The following is a 17089-nucleotide window of genomic DNA, read 5'->3' as shown; positions in this document are numbered from 1 at the left end:
TTCCGCTTTGTCGCGGCTCTGAGGAAAACGGTTCGGTTCAGACTTGGCGAAACGCCAGATTTTTCATATTGGCATGGTAGATGAACAGCCAGCCCCCGAACCGGGGCGGCCGAAGACGGTCCCGTAGCTCAACTGGATAGAGTAGCGGATTTCTACTCCGCGGGTTGCAGGTTCGAGTCCTGCCGGGATCGCCATCTCACTTTTCGCCTCCTGTGATTACAATGGGTTGCGCTGCATTTTGGCTCACCGGGTTGGAAGGTGGGCCAATGGTTGTTCGCATTTTGGCCCCTGCGCTCTCCGCCAGCCGGATGCGGTTGGCCTCTTCGATGTACCGCTGCGCCTCGCCGATGGTCTTCCAGCCGAACCATGCCATCAGTTCGGGCGCGGTGGCTCCGTTGAGCGCGTGCTGGACAGCGGCTGCCTTGCGCAGCCCGTGCGCCCTGCCCGGCACCTTGGCCTCCCTACAGCGGTCGGCAAACCAATTGCCAAAGCCCGCCGCCGTGAACGGCTTGCCGTAATCCGTTGTCAAATAGCAGAGTTGCTCCGCCTTATGGTGCGCGAGCTCCGCGACCAAATCCGGCAGCAGCGGAATATCGAATTGCACGCCAGTCTTTTGCCGCCGCATTGAAAGCTTGCCGCTCTTGATATGCTGGCGGCCCATCCTGACTGCATCCGCTCTGGCGTGGCCTGTCTGCAAAATCAGTTCTAACGCAAGCCGCGCCTTGGTGCCGGACTTGTGCCGCTCCCTGTATTTGGTGATCTCGTCCTCCGTCCATGTGTGGAAGCCGCCAGACTTTTTCATCTTCGCGAGCTTGAGGCCAACCAACGGGTCGGTCTTGATCATGCCGACTGCCATGCAATGGTCGATAAAGCCGCGCATTGCTTTAATCCAGTTGCGCTGCGCGGCTGGCGTCTTGTCGCTGATGATGGCCTGCATGTGCTGCGCGCGCATCAGCGCAATGGGTTTGTCGCCGTGGTCCTTTCGGAAGTTTTCGAGGATGGCGCGGCGGTTCTTCTGCGTGGTGGTCGCCAGCCCCTTGGTGAAGGCGACGGACTGGTAATAGCTCACCAGCCCGGCGTTGACCGTGCCCGGTATGGTGCGCCCTGCCCCAAGCGCCAACTGCGCTCCGCTGCCCTTCGCCTGTTCATAGGCTTCCATGAACGCGGGCGACCAAGGCAACACGCCCTCGTCGATCTTTAGCCGCACCTTCTTCTGCCCGGGGCGGCGATAATAGAAAACAATTTTGCCGTGACGGCTCTTGAACTCGTGCACGTGCGGCGGGTTTTTGCGCTTCATTTCAATACGTTGTCCCAAGGGTTGACGCTGTTTGTTTGTTTTATTTGAGCGTCGGTGCCGTTGAAAAGGACGCGGAGCGTGCCGTTCGGATCGATCTCAACGCCACGCGGGTCAAGCCCAGCCGCCCGCGCAGCCTTAACGGCGCGGACGATATCGCTTTGCTTGAACTTATAATTCCCGCGAGACATTGGTGCGACCTAGACCGAGTCGTCTGCTTTGACAGCCTTGGCTGTTACGGAAGCGGCATGCCGGTGTTGAGGCTGTTGGGCGCGGCATCGGGGCTGGACTTGCCAGTGCTGCCGGGCCCGTTGGCAGCGATCTTGCCCGCCAAGTTCGCTACCGCGTTCTTGACGTTGTCCACGATGCGCAACAGTTCGCTGCCAGCCTCCACCTTGACGATGACTTCGGCCTTGCCCTCCACAGTGCCCGTGACGTCGGTCTTGACTTCGAGCGGCTGCACGGGCGGCATTTCGCTGCCATAGCCCTGCTTGCGCGGGTCGGCCACTGGCTCCGGCACGTAGCCAGGGCGCTTGCGCGGGTCGCGAGCGGGCAGCGGGAAGCTGCCGGGCGGGAGCGGCATCTCCTGATACTTGGCCCTGTTCGCTTCTAGCTCGTCCACGATTGAAGGGATGTGCTTGAGGTTTTCCTCAAGCTGTTCGAGGCGCTGAAGATCAAACAGGCGCAGCCTGCGCCTGCCGGTGTCCGGGTCCATGGGCTTGCCGCCGAAGCCTTCATCGCCGCGCTCGCGCAGGCCGAACTCAAGCTGCTTCTTTTCGGAGGTGAGGAAGTCATACACGTTCTTGATCGCCTGTATGTCCTTCTGATCGGCTTCCGGCAGGATGCCCAGCAGGCCCTTCTCCTCGATCTCCTTGGACTTTTCAGTGATGAAGTCGGACAAGCCCTTTCCGGACTTGTTGAACATCTTCGGCAGTTGCTCAAGCGCGGCCCCGACGGCAGTCACGCTTCTATTGACGCTTTCCGTCAGGCGCGCCATGGCGATGGCCGGCGTGTTCATCACCTTGGCGAAGTCCTGCGCGGTGCTGCCAGCCGCCTGCCGCAACTCGCCCATGACCTTCTTGTTCAGGTCCTTGTAGCTGAGCAGCGCCCGCATGCCGCGTGCGAACTCCATGTCGCTGAACAGCTGCGGGACTTTGCTCAGGTCGCCCTTGATCGCGTTGTCGCTCAGGTCGGTGAAGACCTCCAGCAGGTCTTTGCCTTCCTTGCGCGCCTTGGCCATCTCCTTGCGCAGGTCGATACCGAACTTACTGAACTTCTTGGTCGTCTCTTCGCTTTCCATCTTGGCGAAGATGTTTTGCATGCTGGATGCCGCCTCCTCGGTGGTGCCAGTGCCGTTCCTGATGGTCTGAAGCGCGGCCACAATGCGCATCAGCCCCTCTTCGCCCTTCATGCCAGCGGCCACGGCGGCAGGCGCAATGGAGGGGAAGTAACGGGCCATATCCTTCAACTCGAACTTGCCCGCCTTGCCGCCCTTCACCAGCACGTCGAAAGCGCCCTGCATCTTGTCGGTGGCGATGCCAAGGTTCTGGTTGAGCGCAAGCGTGGTGGTGGCCATGTCCTCAACTTCCGCCCCAGCCGCCTGCGCGGTTTGGGCGATAGCGGGAATGGCGGGCAGCGCTTCCTTCAGGTCCATGCCACCAGCCACGAGGCTTTCAAGCCCCTTGGTGGCCTTTTCGAACGACTGGCCGGACGCGAACGCAACATCACGCAACGTATTGCCAAGCGTGGCCACCTCCTGCTCGGTGGCGTCGGCCGTGATGCCGATGCGGCGGATTTGCAGGTCCGTCGCGGCGAAGCTCTTGTAAGCCGCCACACTACCAGCGGCGAGCGCGGCGGGCCCGAGGAAGCGCCCGGCCGCCCCAATGACGGCACCGTTAGCCATCTCTGCGGCGCGGCTGGCACGCGCTGCCACGCCAGAGGTCATCATGGTGGCGCGGTTGGCTGCTTGCGCGGCGCGGTTCATGCCTGCGATCTTGCCGGCGATCTGGCTGAAGACACCACCAGTCGCATCCTTCGCTGACAGTATGGCGCGAGCTTCAATGGTTTGCATGTGCCAGTTCCTTCATGATGTCGCGGTGGATTGACTTGTGGTCCGTCTTGGTGAGGCGAACGTCCACACACTCTTTGAAAAGTTCTGTGCTGACCGCCAGCACCGTGACGCCCACGCGGTTCTTGAGCGCCCACTGGTCGGTGGGGAGCTTGTCTGCGCGCAGCGCTGCGAGCGCCCGCGTCTTGATGACTTCGTGGATGTTGTTCATTGCTGCTTGCCCTGCTGTGTTAAGTGCGGCCTTGCCTACCTTGACCCGATGTTGGACGGATGGAGGAAACCCCATCCTCTGAGCGTGCCGGGAGGTCTGCTTTCCGTTGTCGGACGGGCCGCGTCGCCCTCTAAGGACGCACGCTCAGAAAGTACCGTTCAGCCTGATGCGCGCGACGGTGTCGGCCGCGCCCTGCGCCTTCATGTTGATGCCGATCTTGGTGTTGCCCGCCGCGACGTTGGTGACGTTCTTGGCCGCGTTATCCCAATAGACGGCTGCGAACGGAGCGGCCCACGCCTGAGCAGCGACCTTGGGAAGCTCGAAAACGCCAACCGTGGCGATCTCCACGTCCTCGCCAGCCGCCTGAGTGGTGGCGGCGACGCCGAACAGGCTGCCGATGACGTAGGCCGTACCGCTGACGGTGCCGCCAGCCGGTGCGGTCGCGGTCACCATTTTGCCTTCTTGGATGTAGTTCTTCATTTTAAAACCAGCCTTTCGATCTAACGTTGATGGTGCGGACTTGCGCAGCGCCCGTAAGCGCTGCGATTTCTGCTTCGGTGGCGGCGATGGCCTTCATCAAGTCATCGACGCTGCGGTATTCCACTTCGCGCTCGCCATTGGGCCCGGCGTAGCGGACGCGCCTTTCGCCGGAGCGTAGCGCGCCCTTGAGCGTTTCAAGCTCGGACTGGAGAGTTGCTAGGTCAGCCATGGCGCTCTCGGTCCTTTCCCTCGCCCGCGCTTGTCTCGTCGCGGTCCTTTCCTTGTGCCTTCATGCCTTGCGCGAGCTTGCTGAACTTCACCGTTCAGGCAGCCGCAACTAAGCGTGTGCTGCTTGCGCAGGTTGAAGCCTGCGACCCGCGTCCATCGCCCACAGTCGCAGCGGCAAGCCCAATAGGGCTGCTTGCCGCCGCCGTGAACCTCGAAGCCTTCGCGGCGCATCACTGTCAGCTTTCCGACGCTACGGCCTGTGAGGTCGATCAGGACGCCCACGGACTTACTGCCCTGCGTTCGTGTACCAGCCGCGCCAGTCAACGAAGCCAGCGCCGAAGTCCAAGCGGACCTTGGTCTGAACGCCATCGACTTCAAAGCCAGCGCGGCTCTCGGTCTGCGGGCCGGGAGCGCCAGCAAGGTGGGCGTATTCCAGGCCATCCACTTCCGCCTTGTCGGCCGCCAGCCACCAGCGGGTTGCACTGGTCAGGCGCGGCTCAACAACGAGGCTGAGGCGGCTGAACGGGTTCACGTCGGCCGTGGTCGTCGCATGGATTTCGGTGAGCCAGCTTTCGGCGCTCGTTTCCAGATCACTCGGCACGAGTAGGTATCGCGGCGTGACGGTGATAAGCGCACCAGCTGGGCCGGTCTGCTTGCGCATCGCCAAGCGCGCTGCGCTGAGCGTGGTGAGGTTAAGCGGTCCGCCTACGGCGGCAATGTTGCCGTGATCGACGTGGTGCAGCGCCTTGCCGTCGGACATGTTCGGGCCCACGCCAGCATTCGACTGGAGCAGGTCAACCAACTGCTGCGCCTCGAACGCCTGCGCGGCCAAGCCCAAGCGGCGGGCAATGTCGGTGAACGCGCCAAGGTCGTCGTTGACGATAGCCTGCCGCGTGAACGAGATGATGCGACCGAAGGTGGCCAGCTTGTAGCTCTCGCCGGCCTCCACCAGAGAACCGCTCTTGAACTCGCCGTGCTCGTTCACCTTCTCCAGCGTGACGCCAGCGCTGTCCAGCATCAGCTTGGTCTTGGCGCGGAAGTCGTTCGCGGTGGTCTGGCGGGCAAGCTGGCGAATGCCGCTGGCGGGCTGGCCGTAGGACGCGCGCAGGGTGCGGCCCACGGTGTTGGCCAAGATCTGCGGGAAGTCGCTGGTGGTCAGAGCACGCTCGATAAGCGCGCTGGCGGCAAGGCCGGTCGTGCTCAAGCCGCTGCGGCGCAGGACCTCGCGGGCCACGTCGAGCATGGTGTGGCCGACATACTGGCGCTCGGCTCCGTCCGGCTGGTAGCTGGCTTCGACGCGGGCGTACAGCGCACCACCAACCGCGCGGACGAAAGCCTCGCTGTTGTCCATGGTGTGGATGTTGTGGGAAGTGCGGATCACGGTGGTGTTGCTCCTTTGCAAAAGTTCATCGAGGATCGCTGAGCGAGCTTCCGCTTCGGTCGCCCCGCGATCGATTAGGCCGTCGATGGTGGCCTGCGAAACGCCAGCCTGCTGACCGAGGGAGCGGATGAGGCCATTGGTAGCGCCGCGCGTGCGGGCGTGCGGATCGGCGGGCACCGCGACGAAGCTGACCTCACGAATTTTCCACTGAGTAGCGGTACGAACGCGCTGGCCGTTAGCGTCGGTGCCGTCAGCCCACTGCGAAACCTCGTAGCCGATGCTGACCGAATTGATTTCGCCGTTGCGCACAGCCGCAACGAGACTGGCCACTTCCGGGCGGTTCGAAAGGCGCATGCGAGCGACGATGTTGTTTCCCTCGCGCCACGCCTCCTCAACGGTGCCGAGGATGTTCTCAAGCCCGTTCTGGCGATGGCTGTTCAGGACGGAAGCCCCGCGCAGCGTGGTCAGGTCGGCCGCCGCAGTGTCCAAAATCTCAGTGAACTGACCGTTGGCGTCACTGCGGGTCACAGCCGCGCCGGTGGAAATGATGGCCTCGATGGTGCCAGCCTCTGCATTGTACGAAGAAGGCCGCAGCGGCGCGCGGCGCGTCTCAAGGGCCGCAGCTTCGCGGACCAGCAGCTTAGTCATTCTCAGTCTCCTGTGTTTGGCTCGCGCTCGGCAAAGCCTTGGGTACGAAAGTATCGGCGGCGATCTCGGCATCGACGTCCTGGATATCGCGGCCACGTGCGCTGATAATCTCGGCGCGGCTGCGCAGGCCCGCGTTGAGCAGGATGACGTCAGCTTCAGCCTCTTTTTTCGGCTCAATCGACGCCCAATCCGGGAAGAGGAAGGTGGCGCTGCCGACGCTGACGGCCTGCCCGTTCAGCAGACGCAGCAGCGCCCAGCGGCGGTACAGCGGCTCGATAACTAGCGGAATGAGCAGGCTCGCGCGCGTGGCCTTGATACGGCGCTTGAACGCCTCCATTCCAAGTTTGCCGCTGCTGTAGTTCGTATCGGACAGGTCTCCGGTGGCGAGAGTGTAGGGAATGCCCACACCAGCGCAGATGTCGCGCTGCATCGATTTGAGCAGGCCGGGCGCGTCCGCGTTGTCCGGCATGGTTGGAAAGCGAATATCGGTGCCAACCGGAAGGACGCGAAGCGCGCCGGGTTCGAGGCTTAGATCGGCTTCCGGTGGCTTGGCGCTCGCATCGCCGAAGGCGGTGCCGCTGGCGTCGGTGATAAACCCGCCAAAGAGCGCGGCGGTGGAGGCGCGGGCCAGCAGCGCATCCGAGAGCTTTTCAAGCTCATGTAGGCGAGTGAGGACAGGTGAAAGCTCACTTATGCCACGCCGCTGGCCCGCAACTTTTTGTTCGAAGAAATGGATGATGTCATCGGCCGGGATGCGCCGCGCCGGAGCAATGGTAGTAAATGCTTGGTCCATCGCGTCGGGCAGAATGTGGTAGGCGACCACATTGTCGGCAGCATCAAGCTCCACGCCTGCAATGATCCGCCCACCGTTCTCAAGGTCGCGGGAGATCGAGCGGTCCAATTGCTCGTTGTTCAGTACTTGCAGCCGCAATTCGCCGTTGCGGTCCACCGTCATGCGGGCCAGCCCTTCGCCGTTCACGAATTGCGAGCGCACAAGAGTGCGCAGCGCGGCAGTGTTTGCCGCGAGCCAATTGGCGAAAGATTGCTCAACGTCGCGGTTGGAGTTGACGAGCTTGACGGACGGCGCGTCGGGGAAAAGCGCGTCGGTGTAGACGCTCGCAAGGCTGGCCGCCATCGGAGTGGAGCCGACCGCGAACGCAGCGCGACTTCCAGCCAAGTGCGCGGCGGCATGCGTCTGCGCTACTGGCGCGGACAAGGTGGCCCAAGCAGGCCAGCGAGGAGAGCCGGACGCGGCGTTGTAGTTGCGCTTGAACAGGCGCGTGATGACGGCGGGGAGCTTCATGCTGCATCCTCTTCCAAGTGCAGCCGCTCCATTCGCTCGCGCATCTCGATGGTGAGCAGGCCAATTTCGAGCACGATGTAAGCCGGGGGCAGGTTCTGCCGCTCTAAACCGACCGGAGGGCGTGTGCTCAGCGTGTACGTGCCGTCTTCTTCTTTCCAGACAAGGACGCGCTCATGGTGACTGCTTACGCGGCTCAAGTGCCAAGCCGTAACCACCTTCGGCCCAAGCTCGCACGTCATTTCACGCGCCACGCTCACGGCCACGCCAAGCTCGACCAACTGATGCATGGCGGCGAGCTTGATCACGCCGAGCGCGCTGTACTTGCGGTCTGCGCCCACACCGGGGAAGCGTTCTTCGACGTCAACGAACCCGTCGCGCGACCAGTTGCGCAGGGTCTGAGCCTTCAAGCCGGGCAACAGCTTGAGCAGGTCGCTGTGCGTAAGGAAGTGTTCGTAGATGGACATGCAGCGGTCTCCGTGGACCGCTTAGGCAATGATTTGCGCACGACCGGCAACAACAACAAAAAAACAAACAGAAAATTCGTGTTCTGCCGCGAATATCCTTGCGATCGCAGCGCGTTGTTACCTGTGCATAACGACGAACGAGAGCGTCTACAGATTACATCTTTTATGCGTTTTCGGGATCAATTTTGCTGCATGCTGCAAAAGGCGTTTCTTCACCTCTGCATGAAGCTGCTGCGAAACACCGTGGGCTTGGCAGGTAGCGGGCGCTCGACCTTTAGCGCGTCCTCGCGGTCAGTGAGCGAAGCGCTGATGATTTGCCGCGCCGCTATGGCGTAGCAGGTCGCGTCGAGCGCTTCGGCCTCCTTGCCCGGCAGCCGCTCAAAGCGGCGCTGCGGCACACCTTTGACGTAGCGCACCACCAGCCGCTCGCTGCACAGCTGATCAAACCATGCATTTTCGAGCGTGTGACTAAAACGGATGCCGTGATTGCGCTTCAGTCGCGAAAACAGCGCGGCTTTGACGGTGTCAACTCCCACCAAAAAGATGCGGCCCTTTTTCACCTTGCCGCTGCTACTGGCCTGCAACAGCGGGCGCGGCCCCGGCATGCCCTTGATCGCCAGCACACGGCGGCGCAGGCGCGGGAAGCAGAAGTTGTAGACGCTCTCCGTCCAGTGGCCGCCGCTATCAATCGCCGTGGCGTCAATGCCAAGCGTGTTGCCGTATGGATGCGACCAACGCTTTTGCAGAAGCTGGTCAAGCTCCAACCACGTTTCATCGTCCGTTGGTGCGCCCCAGATGACCTCATGCCCCAGAATGAACAGTTCGCCGTCCTTGGCGTGACCGAGGATGGTGGCTTCAAGGCGGTCACCCTGCACGTCAACGCCGCAGGTGATGAGCAACACTTCTTGCGGGATGGCATCGAGGCTGAACGCCTCGCGCCGCGCGGCAAGGTCGGCCTCGTCAAGTTCTTCGCCCGGCTCCCGCCAGCCTTCAGCCAGAATGGTGTTGCGAAAAACCTGTAGCTTGGTCGGGTCGCCCTGCGCCTTCAGAAATTCGGCGGCCAGTATGCCCCAGCGCGCATTCGCCAGCGGGCTGACCAAGCAGTTGATGCGGAAGCCTGCGTGGCCTTTGACCTCGGGCTTGGTCGCGCGCCATTCGCCATACATCACCATCAGGTTCTTCTGGCGCTCGTCCACCAGCGCTTGGCAGTGCGGGCATTTGTAGCAAGCAGTTTCAGGACGCCCCTCCTCCCAGACGATGTGCTGCCACTGAATTTCGTTGAAAGCGCCACACGCAGGGCAAGGCACTTCAAACACGCGCTGGTCGCTTTCGGCATAGCGGCGCAGCACAGCGGAAGTGTCCTCGAAAACTGGCGTGCTGCCGATGACGATTTTGCGGTTCGGGAAGGATAAGGTGCGGCGCTCGGCCAGCACGAGCGGGTCGCCTTCCGGCGTGATGGCCATCGCGTCGGCTTCGTCGGCAACCAGAATGCGGGCGGTCTTGGCGCGCAGGTTGCGCGGTGCACCAGCCGCGATGATGCGCAGGCTGCCGCCGGAAAAGCGGCGGGACAGCATGGTGTTGCGCTCGCCTTCCTTCTGGTCGTCACTGAGCATGCCGCGCAAAGCCGGGCTGGCTTCAAATGTCGGCTCAAGATCGCTGGTGGTGTAGTCCCGGCAGTCGCTTTCGGTCGGCAACAAAGCGATGATCGGTGCTGGGTCGTTCTTGACGTAGTGGCCGAGTGCGCCGGTCAGGAGCGCCGTCCAGCCGATGCGCACGCCCTTGACGACGGTCACACGTTCAATTTCCGGATCGCCAATCGCGGCGGCCATATCGCGTTGGTAGACGTATAGCCGCATCGGGCCAGGTAGCGCAGTTGACCCGGCAGGCAGGCGCACGTTCTTCTCAATCCAGTTGGGCAGGCTCAGGCGCGGCGGTGGCTTGAAGCAGCGGAAGGCGCTGGCCACCAGTTCAGCGGGGGTCATTGGCGACCACCTTCCGAAAGCTGCTCCAGCGCTTGACGGATTTCATCCTCGATCGTCCTGAGGTCCGCCGCGTTCAGGTGCGGCAGGCGCGCGGCCAGCCGGGTCGGCAGCGCCAGCATGGCGGCGCGGGTCGCGGTGCAGATTTGCCGCCAGCCGCTTTGCACCTCGTTGATCGGGATGACGGAGCCTTCCAGCTTCTGCCGTTTGATGCGGTACATGGCCGCTTGCTCCGCCAGCAAAGCGTCGCGGGCGGCTGGGGTGCCGGTGGGCGGGCGGCCCCGCCGTGGGGGTTGTGCGGTCATTTTGGGGTTCCAAGTTTTACCCGGGCGTTAAGTAATTTTGTTTGCAGCGGGCCGAAACCCGGGACGGATACCGCCGTGGTGGGGCGGGCCAGCGGGGACCCAGCCGACAGGCGTCGGTGCTGGTGCGGTTGTTCGGCGTCGGTGCTGGGTTGGGCCGAGCGGGGCGCGTAAGCCGAGCCAGCGGGCCGCGCTGCCGATGTCCCAGCCTGTGCCCCCGCGCTGCCACCACGTGCGCCACCACCTGCCACCCCTATAAGGGGGGTGGCGCAGGTGGCGCAAACGGTGCGCCGCGCCACCTTTAAGGTGGCGCAAACCCTTATTGACCAATGGGTTAGCAATTTGCGCCACCCTCATTTCGCGCGTCACCCTCGGAAGGTGGCGCACCATTGGCCATTCTCACCCACTCGCGCGGCTTGCGTTGGGCGTCGGGCGCGCGGAACACGGACAGCCAACCGCGCTGCACGAAGCTGCGCAGGGCACGTTGCAGCAGGTCCTTTTCGGCCTTGGTCTCTGCCCCGATGCCAAGCGCCATGGCTAGTTGCTCGCCCGCCCATCCCGAGCGGGCCTGCCTGTCGAAGCGCCACGGGCCACCCTCCGCGAATGCCGCTGCAACTTCCATCTGGGTCATGTTGCCAAGGCGGGCCGCCGCCTCCGGCGCTGTGAAGGCAAACGGCTTCAACACCACCACGTTCTTGCGCGCGTCGTCGAAGCTGAACTCGTCGTAGTTCACGCGCTCAAACCACGTGCTGCTTTCGGCTGGTGCGAGGTTGGTCTTGCCGTCGTCCATACGGAAGTAGAAGCCGCGCCTTTCCGCATCAACGTTTGCGCGCTCTGCCTCCTCCGCCGTCATTGCGTTGAGGACGCGCACCACGCGCGCCGCGTTCACCAGAGCAGAGGCACCGCGCACATTATCGGCGGTCCGCGCTTCCTGCCCCTTGGTCATGTGGTGCGAAACCATCAACGAGCAGTTCGTCTCCCGCGCTATGCGGGCCAACGCCTTGGCCACCAGATCGACCGCGCTATTGTCGTTCTCGCTGATCTGGTGCGCGCTCACCAAGGGATCGATCATGACGACGTCAAACCTGTTCGCCTTGATTTCCCTGATGATGCGAGTGATGGCCGCCTGATTGAGCGAGGCGCGACGCCTTTCGTCTTCGCTGGCCAGAACGAGCTTCATGTTGCTGTTGTCCACGAACAGGCGATCACCGACGTCCGCGTTGGCGATGCCATGAAACTTCGCTGCCGCCTTCAGGCGCGGCACCAGCACGTTGTCGCCGTCTTCCAGATTGATGTACCAGACGCGCAGCGGGGTTTGCGGCGTGGGATGGAGCAATTTCCTGCCGGTGGCCATTGCAAGCGCTTCTGTCAGCAGCAGCGCGCTCTTGCCAAGCCCGCCCGCGCTCGCCGTGACGGAAAGCGTGCCGCGAATGTAGCTGTTGCCGTAGACATAGTCTGGCCAAGGGATTTCATCGTCACCGCAAAGCGCAAACCGCGAAGCGCGGATCGCACCACGGCGCTCCTCGGCAATGAGGCACGGCTCTTCGTCAACCAGCCGCAACAGCGCTTCAACCGTGCCGCCATTGTTAAACCAGTATGTCACATCCTCGGTGCGAGGGAGGTCTGGCAGGCGCAGGACGCGCAGGCTTGCGGCATAGTGGCGGAACGCATTGACCGCGTTAGCGGCGTTCTCTTCGCCCTTGTCGTCATTGTCCACCAGCACCACAACATGACGGTCCGTGACCGCTTTGGCGATGATTGCTGAAAGCACTTGCCCCGCTGCTGTGGTTGCCACCAGCCCAAGCCGCGTGAGCGTGTCCGCGTCCTTTTCGCCTTCGCACCAAAAGACAGTCTCGGCGCGGTCTGCCGCTACAAGATGGGGCCAGCGGTACGGGACCTTGTCCAAGCCAGCGTCCGCATATTCGTTCTCCGCCGCCGCGTCATAGTGGCCCTGCCTGAAAGCTTTTGAGCGGACGCTCCTGCGCTCATAGCGACGGGAGAAATAGATCGGGTGGCCGTTGAGGTCCGTATATTCGTAGGTTTCTACAATTGCGTAGCCTTGAGCGGTCAGGTCCGCGTCGTAGTAAGCCTTCCGCGCGTGCGGCTGGTCCGCCTGCGCTGCCTCCTGCTCGTTAGGTCGCCAAGCGCCATTTGAGCTGCGCCTGTTTCCGTACCTGTCCCCGCTAATGGTAGTCATAGCTTTCGCCTCAATCTTAGATTGTGAGGCAGCCCCAGCGCATCCATGAGGATGCACTTGCATCCTTCACCCGTGCTCTGTATGCGGGGGCTGCTGTTGTTAAGAATGTTGAGGGGTCGCCATAGCCCGTGGCGGCCCCTTCCTTTTTAGGGGCCTGCCGGTGAGCCAATTTCCGAAATGGCCCTTACGCGCCAATCAGCGCTTTTAGAGCGGTGGGCCAGCCTAAGCCCTTGTTGCAGGCTAGAATGGTTGTTCTGCCGGGATCGCCAGCCTTTTACCTGATAATTCAGAATCTTACGCGCGTATCGGCTCTGTTCTGCGAGCCCTTTCGTGTTGCGCGGCGTTCTCTGTCGCTTGCGGCAATTTCAACGCGATACGCGGCATTCCCAACTGCTCCACGCAACACGGGCGCAACACCGCCCTTTCGCCTTCTGTTCACGACATGGGGGAAGCAATGAGTGCTGTCGATATCGTCGGCTGGATCTTGCTGGCCGTCACGTTGTGCATCGACAACAAGCCACGCGCATAGCCGTTGTCCACACCCACGACAGGCTGTAGCTCGCGCGCATTCCGAGCCGCTAGGAATCGATAATTTGCGAGGTACTTACGATGCCGCTTTGATGGCGGCATGCCTCGCCCGATCAAACGTCACACGCCTACGCTCGCAGACGGCCGGCCGCTCAAGATCAGCTTCGGCCAGATGCGCGAGACGGGGCTGTGCGGCGTCCTGGTCTAGCCGAGACCTATTGCCGCTCTTCGTATTTGTCGCAGCGAGGATCGCTTCGCTTCACCCGGACAAGCTCCCGGAACATCGGCCCGTCACAGTGGAGCAGCGTGTATTCCTTATAAGAAGGCGCTGGCACGCGCCAGCAAAGAGCCTTACCGCCGGGCACTGTGTACGTATCCCCGCGGCTTGTCGTGTAGCTGCACGCCGACTCAGGCGTCTTGATCTTCTCTTGTGCGTGAGCTGGGCCAGCGAGGCGAACGCGAAGAACGCCACCGACAACACGCGCATTTTGCTCTCCTCCACAACCGTGCGGTCGTAGGCCTCGGAGATAAGGCGGGAACGTCGGCGCCACGACGGCACACTGTCAAAGCTGCAGCGTACAGCTCCCAGAAGTGCGCGCGAAGAGCCGACTTCCCTTATCTTGCGCTCGGCCACGCTTACCCTCTAGCCTGCCGGGCTGGGGGATAGACATGGTTGCACAAGGCTGGGGGCGGCCTTTCGAGGATCCGATTAAGGTGGGCGGCCGCAAGCTGGTGACGTTGCGCGACGCCGGTGAGTACATCGCAGGGCTTCCCAAGGCCGAGCACGACGCGCCGGAATGGCAAGCAGCCGTGGAAGCGCTGATCCTGGTAGCCGAGAGCGGCGGACCAACAGTCTTCGTATACGTCAACACCGGCAAGCAGGCTGGCGATAAGGACCACATTGAGGTGTTCGCTAACCAGGATGCCGCAGAGAAATGGTTCGAGGAAAACGACCCCGACGACGTAGCGTCCGAATATGAGGTTCTCGAATAAACGCGCATTCGCCGACATGGATGCGCCTTCTAGGCCAGTACGCCTGGGTGGCCCGCCAGCGTGAACCGGCGGGCACGTGTCACACACCTGTGGCATGGCCATTGCACAGTCGAAACCAACTGGGATTTCAGTGCTCAGTTTGAGAATGAAACGCTGCCGGGACATGTATTTCGAGCCCGGCAGCGTCTTGTTTTAGGACGAGTGGGACAGATCCTCAGCGGCGCTCTTCCGGCATCAGGCGCATGGGCACATCTCCGGGGACTGCTGCTTGGCCTCTTCCGGATCATCGTCCTCCCGGTCACAGTCGTTCTGCTCAAGGTCGTTATAGCCAGACGACCGCCACGCGTGGGCCTGATCTATGATGCGATCGAAACTGCCCAAGGACGGCTCGGCATCCTCCGGCGGCTCGCATTCGTCGGCGCCGGGCGGCTGGCCATAAGCCACGCCGCACCATGGCTCAAGGTCCGGATCGGCCTCCAAGCTGTCGAGGAAGTCGATTAGATCCTTGACCAGCTCCCGGGCAGGGCGCGCCATTCCGCCGTCGATCGGCGTCCCCATGAAGGCCTCGAGGCGAAAGGCAACCCTCTCGGAGGCGTTGGCGAGTCGAATGCCATGGGTAAGGTGAAGGATTTCTCCGATATCGGCGGCCGGCACATGGTGCACCTGAATGACAGCACTCAGAGCCGCAACAGCTTTGCGAGCCGCTTGGCCAAGAAATGCCAGGTCAACCGGATCGGTAACGACTGGATGACCGCCGGCGTCTTCGTGCCAGCCGAGCCGAAGGCTAAGCCGGATAGAAATAGACCAGAGGCAGAAAGACGTATGTCCACCAGGCGAAGCCGGCCAATCCGGCCAGTACGAGCATATCCTCGTCGGTCATGGGGATCTCCGAGAACAGTTTCGATTACCCTCCAACCAACGAGCGGCGGTGCGCGTTTCAATCGCGCATCAATTATAAGTTCCGCAAACTCGGACATTGCTGGATGCCGCGTCCCGCCGTCCGAGAGGAACTGTTTTGGCGATTGCCGATTGAATCATGGCGTTACTGCGTAGGAGGCAACAATGCGCCTTCACCTCCATACCCCTTCGGTCGATTTGGTTGCCCTCGCGGCCGGCACCCTTCTGGTCCTCGGTTTTATTGCCGCGATAGCAGTGCTGGTGCGCTAGAAAAAAACCGTGACGCGCGTCCGTCCAACAGATGGCGCTCAAGTGACCCTTGCAATCACGGCCGGCGACACCGTCTCGATGGTGAGTGAGCTTGCAAAGGCTGGATTGCCGGACGACGCAGCCAAGGAAATCACCGATATTGTCGCGTTGGAGAAACCGCAGAGCCGTCTGTGTCGTCGCCGGCCCGGATGCTGAGACCGTCGAGCATCGCTCCGATGAACCAGGACAGCTCTCTGGTGTTCGGCTTGGTCATGACGAGCCCGGTGATGGTCTTGTGCGCGGCGACCAACTGAGTGTGCTGCGGCATCTGGTCGAGTGCTTCGTGCGCGAGACAGTGCAGCTCGAAGCGCTGCTTGCGATCGGTCGGCAGATGTTTGAGCACCGTCAGCTCGCGCCCCTCACGCCGGAGCAGCGTATATTTCAAGGTCGTGAGGGTCCCGCGGGCTTGCGAGAACTGGTCGAGGATCTTGTACGGCGCGAGCGTTGATTTTGGCTGTTATGCCCGTTCTGCCGGGATCGCCAGCCGCGTTCATCTTCCAACCTCAGCCTGATGCATCGTCCACCACCGGGCGATGGCCGCGGCCAGATTATTCCACAGCTCTGTCGGCAAATCCGGGACCGCCACCCGGACGCTATACTGGTCCGTGGTCGCATCGTGAAACCACTCGGTCGCGGCGAAGTCGAAACCGAAGCTGCCGGCGTGACGGATGGGAAAGCCCTCTCCGTGCAGTTCGTTGCTCATGTCTTCGGCGGCCTGTCGCGCCCTCGCCTCGTCGAGCCGGCGCCTGCCTCGAAGCGTCACGTAGAGGCCGTGGGTGAAATGGAGCTCGGCCGAGAGCGCCGGGAGCTTTGCGGCAAAATATCGTGCCGTGCTTCGTCCGTTGCGCAAGATCGCTGCAACACGCCTTTTCGTCAGAGCCCAATAGGTCACACTGCCCGCAAAGGGCGGGAAGTGTGCCGGCAACGCCGCGCCGCCGAGCAGCCGCACCGCGTTACGCGTTTCGGCGGCGAGCCCTTTGCAGTCAAGGCGCCCCGCCCGCTGCTCGTGCTCACTGCCGTGCACGAAAACCGCCGAGCCGAGCCGGCCATATTCCGCTCCGAGCGAATCGAGCTTGTTGTGGCTTCGCACCAGCACCAGCGGAATTCCGTATCGCCGGGCCCACCGCAGGACTCGCCTGATGCGACCCGATCTGCCGGCGAAACAGGTCGTGTCGAAAACCAGGAGATCGAGCCCCGAGCCATCACTACGCAGCGCGGCCTCGAAAGCGCCGGCAAAGGAGCAGGAATCCAGCAGAAGCATGCGCGGAGAATTCGCTCTGGCAAACCCATCGCCTAGCGGAAGCTTCAAGTCTACGAGCTGCAGATGAGAGATAAAGCTCCGGATCAGCTCCAGCGTCTCGCCGTAGGAGCCTGGGAGCACGATAATGTCAGCCTTGTCGACGATCTGCGCGGTGGCAAGGAGCACGGCGGAGAGCGCTGCCATGCCTGACGCGGTGTAGATCGCCGTGCTCGTGCAGCCGCACTCGAGCTCATAGAACGAAGGACCGCGTACCCTGAGATCGGCGCGCTGGTAGTCGTAACTGAACTCGAACGGTCCGCTGGCAGGATAGGCCGTATGCGACCAGGCCGTCTCCGTCGCCTTCCACTCATGCAACTCATGCTCCGCCCTCAGCGCCGCAGTGATCTGGAATTTGGACCTGACGACCTCGTCGACGGATCGCGGACGTGCCAAATCGAGCCGGTTCCTCAGACAATCATTCAACAGCCTGAGTTCCTGATGCTTTCGTTCCAGATAGGCTGCAAGCGTCTCCATGCGGATCTTGGACAGGTGCCATCTGCAACGTCA

Annotated in this window: 16 protein-coding genes and 1 tRNA gene; 2 read left to right on the top strand and 15 right to left on the bottom strand. The window is 62.3% G+C overall.

Going from position 1 to position 17089, the window contains the following annotated elements; all coding sequences use genetic code 11:
• Positions 1-117 precede the first annotated feature (117 nt).
• A tRNA-Arg gene (locus tag LRP30_RS19780) sits at positions 118-194 on the top strand.
• Between the two features lie 2 nt (positions 195-196).
• On the opposite strand, the gene LRP30_RS19775 is transcribed toward LRP30_RS19780, so the two are convergent.
• The 12 genes from LRP30_RS19775 to LRP30_RS19720 all read right to left on the bottom strand — a co-directional run bounded on the left by LRP30_RS19775 (position 197) and on the right by LRP30_RS19720 (position 12555).
• On the bottom strand, positions 197-1297 hold the full coding sequence (locus LRP30_RS19775) for a tyrosine-type recombinase/integrase (protein ID WP_249761425.1): 1101 nt from the start codon (positions 1295-1297) through the stop codon (positions 197-199).
• Positions 1294-1485, bottom strand: a complete 192-nt coding sequence (locus LRP30_RS19770; RefSeq protein WP_249761424.1) for a hypothetical protein — start codon at positions 1483-1485, stop codon at positions 1294-1296. The genes LRP30_RS19775 and LRP30_RS19770 overlap by 4 nt, the downstream gene beginning before the upstream one ends.
• A gap of 44 nt (positions 1486-1529) precedes the next feature.
• Positions 1530-3365, bottom strand: a complete 1836-nt coding sequence (locus LRP30_RS19765) for a phage tail tape measure protein (protein WP_249761423.1) — start codon at positions 3363-3365, stop codon at positions 1530-1532.
• Positions 3352-3573 carry a hypothetical protein gene (locus tag LRP30_RS19760; RefSeq protein ID WP_249761422.1) on the bottom strand — a complete coding sequence of 74 codons (222 nt, stop codon included), beginning with the start codon at positions 3571-3573 and terminating at the stop codon, positions 3352-3354. The genes LRP30_RS19765 and LRP30_RS19760 overlap by 14 nt, the downstream gene beginning before the upstream one ends.
• 144 nt (positions 3574-3717) lie before the next feature.
• On the bottom strand, positions 3718-4053 hold the full coding sequence (locus tag LRP30_RS19755; protein ID WP_249761421.1) for a DUF2190 family protein: 336 nt from the start codon (positions 4051-4053) through the stop codon (positions 3718-3720).
• A 1-nt stretch (position 4054) separates the two neighbouring features.
• Positions 4055-4282: a hypothetical protein gene (locus tag LRP30_RS19750; RefSeq protein ID WP_249761420.1), complete on the bottom strand. Its 228-nt coding sequence runs from the start codon at positions 4280-4282 to the stop codon at positions 4055-4057.
• Between the two features lie 285 nt (positions 4283-4567).
• Positions 4568-6310 carry an HK97 family phage prohead protease gene (locus tag LRP30_RS19745; RefSeq protein ID WP_249761419.1) on the bottom strand — a complete coding sequence of 581 codons (1743 nt, stop codon included), beginning with the start codon at positions 6308-6310 and terminating at the stop codon, positions 4568-4570.
• Complete coding sequence (locus LRP30_RS19740; protein ID WP_249761418.1) at positions 6303-7613, bottom strand: phage portal protein; 1311 nt, start codon at positions 7611-7613, stop codon at positions 6303-6305. Before LRP30_RS19740 ends, LRP30_RS19745 begins: the two co-directional genes overlap by 8 nt.
• Positions 7610-8077 (bottom strand): hypothetical protein, encoded by a 468-nt coding sequence (locus tag LRP30_RS19735; RefSeq protein ID WP_249761417.1) that lies wholly within the window; start codon positions 8075-8077, stop codon positions 7610-7612. The genes LRP30_RS19740 and LRP30_RS19735 overlap by 4 nt, the downstream gene beginning before the upstream one ends.
• Before the next feature lie 212 nt (positions 8078-8289).
• Positions 8290-10059, bottom strand: coding sequence for a phage terminase large subunit family protein (locus LRP30_RS19730; protein ID WP_249761416.1), 1770 nt, complete (start codon positions 10057-10059; stop codon positions 8290-8292).
• A complete protein-coding gene (locus tag LRP30_RS19725; RefSeq protein WP_249761415.1) occupies positions 10056-10277 on the bottom strand; it encodes a hypothetical protein in 222 nt (73 codons plus the stop codon). The genes LRP30_RS19730 and LRP30_RS19725 overlap by 4 nt, the downstream gene beginning before the upstream one ends.
• A 415-nt stretch (positions 10278-10692) precedes the next feature.
• Positions 10693-12555 (bottom strand): AAA family ATPase, encoded by a 1863-nt coding sequence (locus LRP30_RS19720; RefSeq protein WP_249761414.1) that lies wholly within the window; start codon positions 12553-12555, stop codon positions 10693-10695.
• A 1197-nt stretch (positions 12556-13752) separates the two neighbouring features.
• Between LRP30_RS19720 and LRP30_RS19715 the strand changes: the two genes are divergently transcribed.
• Positions 13753-14076: a hypothetical protein gene (locus LRP30_RS19715; RefSeq protein WP_249761413.1), complete on the top strand. Its 324-nt coding sequence runs from the start codon at positions 13753-13755 to the stop codon at positions 14074-14076.
• A gap of 234 nt (positions 14077-14310) precedes the next feature.
• Here the strand turns inward: LRP30_RS19715 and LRP30_RS19710 are convergent, their stop codons facing one another.
• From LRP30_RS19710 to LRP30_RS19700, 3 genes are all read right to left on the bottom strand, one after another.
• Positions 14311-14730 carry a hypothetical protein gene (locus LRP30_RS19710; RefSeq protein WP_249761412.1) on the bottom strand — a complete coding sequence of 140 codons (420 nt, stop codon included), beginning with the start codon at positions 14728-14730 and terminating at the stop codon, positions 14311-14313.
• A 643-nt stretch (positions 14731-15373) separates the two neighbouring features.
• Positions 15374-15667 (bottom strand): hypothetical protein, encoded by a 294-nt coding sequence (locus LRP30_RS19705; protein WP_128933960.1) that lies wholly within the window; start codon positions 15665-15667, stop codon positions 15374-15376.
• 105 nt (positions 15668-15772) lie between these two features.
• Complete coding sequence (locus LRP30_RS19700) at positions 15773-17056, bottom strand: hypothetical protein (protein WP_128944343.1); 1284 nt, start codon at positions 17054-17056, stop codon at positions 15773-15775.
• Between the last annotated feature and the right edge of the window lie 33 nt (positions 17057-17089).

The sequence above is a fragment of the Bradyrhizobium sp. C-145 genome, assembly GCF_023375135.1.
GTDB lineage: Bacteria > Pseudomonadota > Alphaproteobacteria > Rhizobiales > Xanthobacteraceae > Bradyrhizobium > Bradyrhizobium zhanjiangense.
The sequence above is the reverse complement of the archived record's forward strand: the minus strand, read 5'-3'. Positions and strand labels throughout refer to the sequence as shown.

Bases quoted from the DNA above. Each gene is read 5' to 3' on its own strand.
- LRP30_RS19775 (WP_249761425.1), bottom strand. From the start codon at position 1,297: ATGAAGCGCAAAAACCCGCCGCACGTGCACGAGTTCAAGAGCCGTCAC.
- LRP30_RS19770 (WP_249761424.1), bottom strand. From the start codon at position 1,485: ATGTCTCGCGGGAATTATAAGTTCAAGCAAAGCGATATCGTCCGCGCC.
- LRP30_RS19765 (WP_249761423.1), bottom strand. From the start codon at position 3,365: ATGCAAACCATTGAAGCTCGCGCCATACTGTCAGCGAAGGATGCGACT.
- LRP30_RS19760 (WP_249761422.1), bottom strand. From the start codon at position 3,573: ATGAACAACATCCACGAAGTCATCAAGACGCGGGCGCTCGCAGCGCTG.
- LRP30_RS19755 (WP_249761421.1), bottom strand. From the start codon at position 4,053: ATGAAGAACTACATCCAAGAAGGCAAAATGGTGACCGCGACCGCACCG.
- LRP30_RS19750 (WP_249761420.1), bottom strand. From the start codon at position 4,282: ATGGCTGACCTAGCAACTCTCCAGTCCGAGCTTGAAACGCTCAAGGGC.
- LRP30_RS19745 (WP_249761419.1), bottom strand. From the start codon at position 6,310: ATGACTAAGCTGCTGGTCCGCGAAGCTGCGGCCCTTGAGACGCGCCGC.
- LRP30_RS19740 (WP_249761418.1), bottom strand. From the start codon at position 7,613: ATGAAGCTCCCCGCCGTCATCACGCGCCTGTTCAAGCGCAACTACAAC.
- LRP30_RS19735 (WP_249761417.1), bottom strand. From the start codon at position 8,077: ATGTCCATCTACGAACACTTCCTTACGCACAGCGACCTGCTCAAGCTG.
- LRP30_RS19730 (WP_249761416.1), bottom strand. From the start codon at position 10,059: ATGACCCCCGCTGAACTGGTGGCCAGCGCCTTCCGCTGCTTCAAGCCA.
- LRP30_RS19725 (WP_249761415.1), bottom strand. From the start codon at position 10,277: ATGTACCGCATCAAACGGCAGAAGCTGGAAGGCTCCGTCATCCCGATC.
- LRP30_RS19720 (WP_249761414.1), bottom strand. From the start codon at position 12,555: ATGACTACCATTAGCGGGGACAGGTACGGAAACAGGCGCAGCTCAAAT.
- LRP30_RS19715 (WP_249761413.1), top strand. From the start codon at position 13,753: ATGGTTGCACAAGGCTGGGGGCGGCCTTTCGAGGATCCGATTAAGGTG.
- LRP30_RS19700 (WP_128944343.1), bottom strand. From the start codon at position 17,056: ATGGAGACGCTTGCAGCCTATCTGGAACGAAAGCATCAGGAACTCAGG.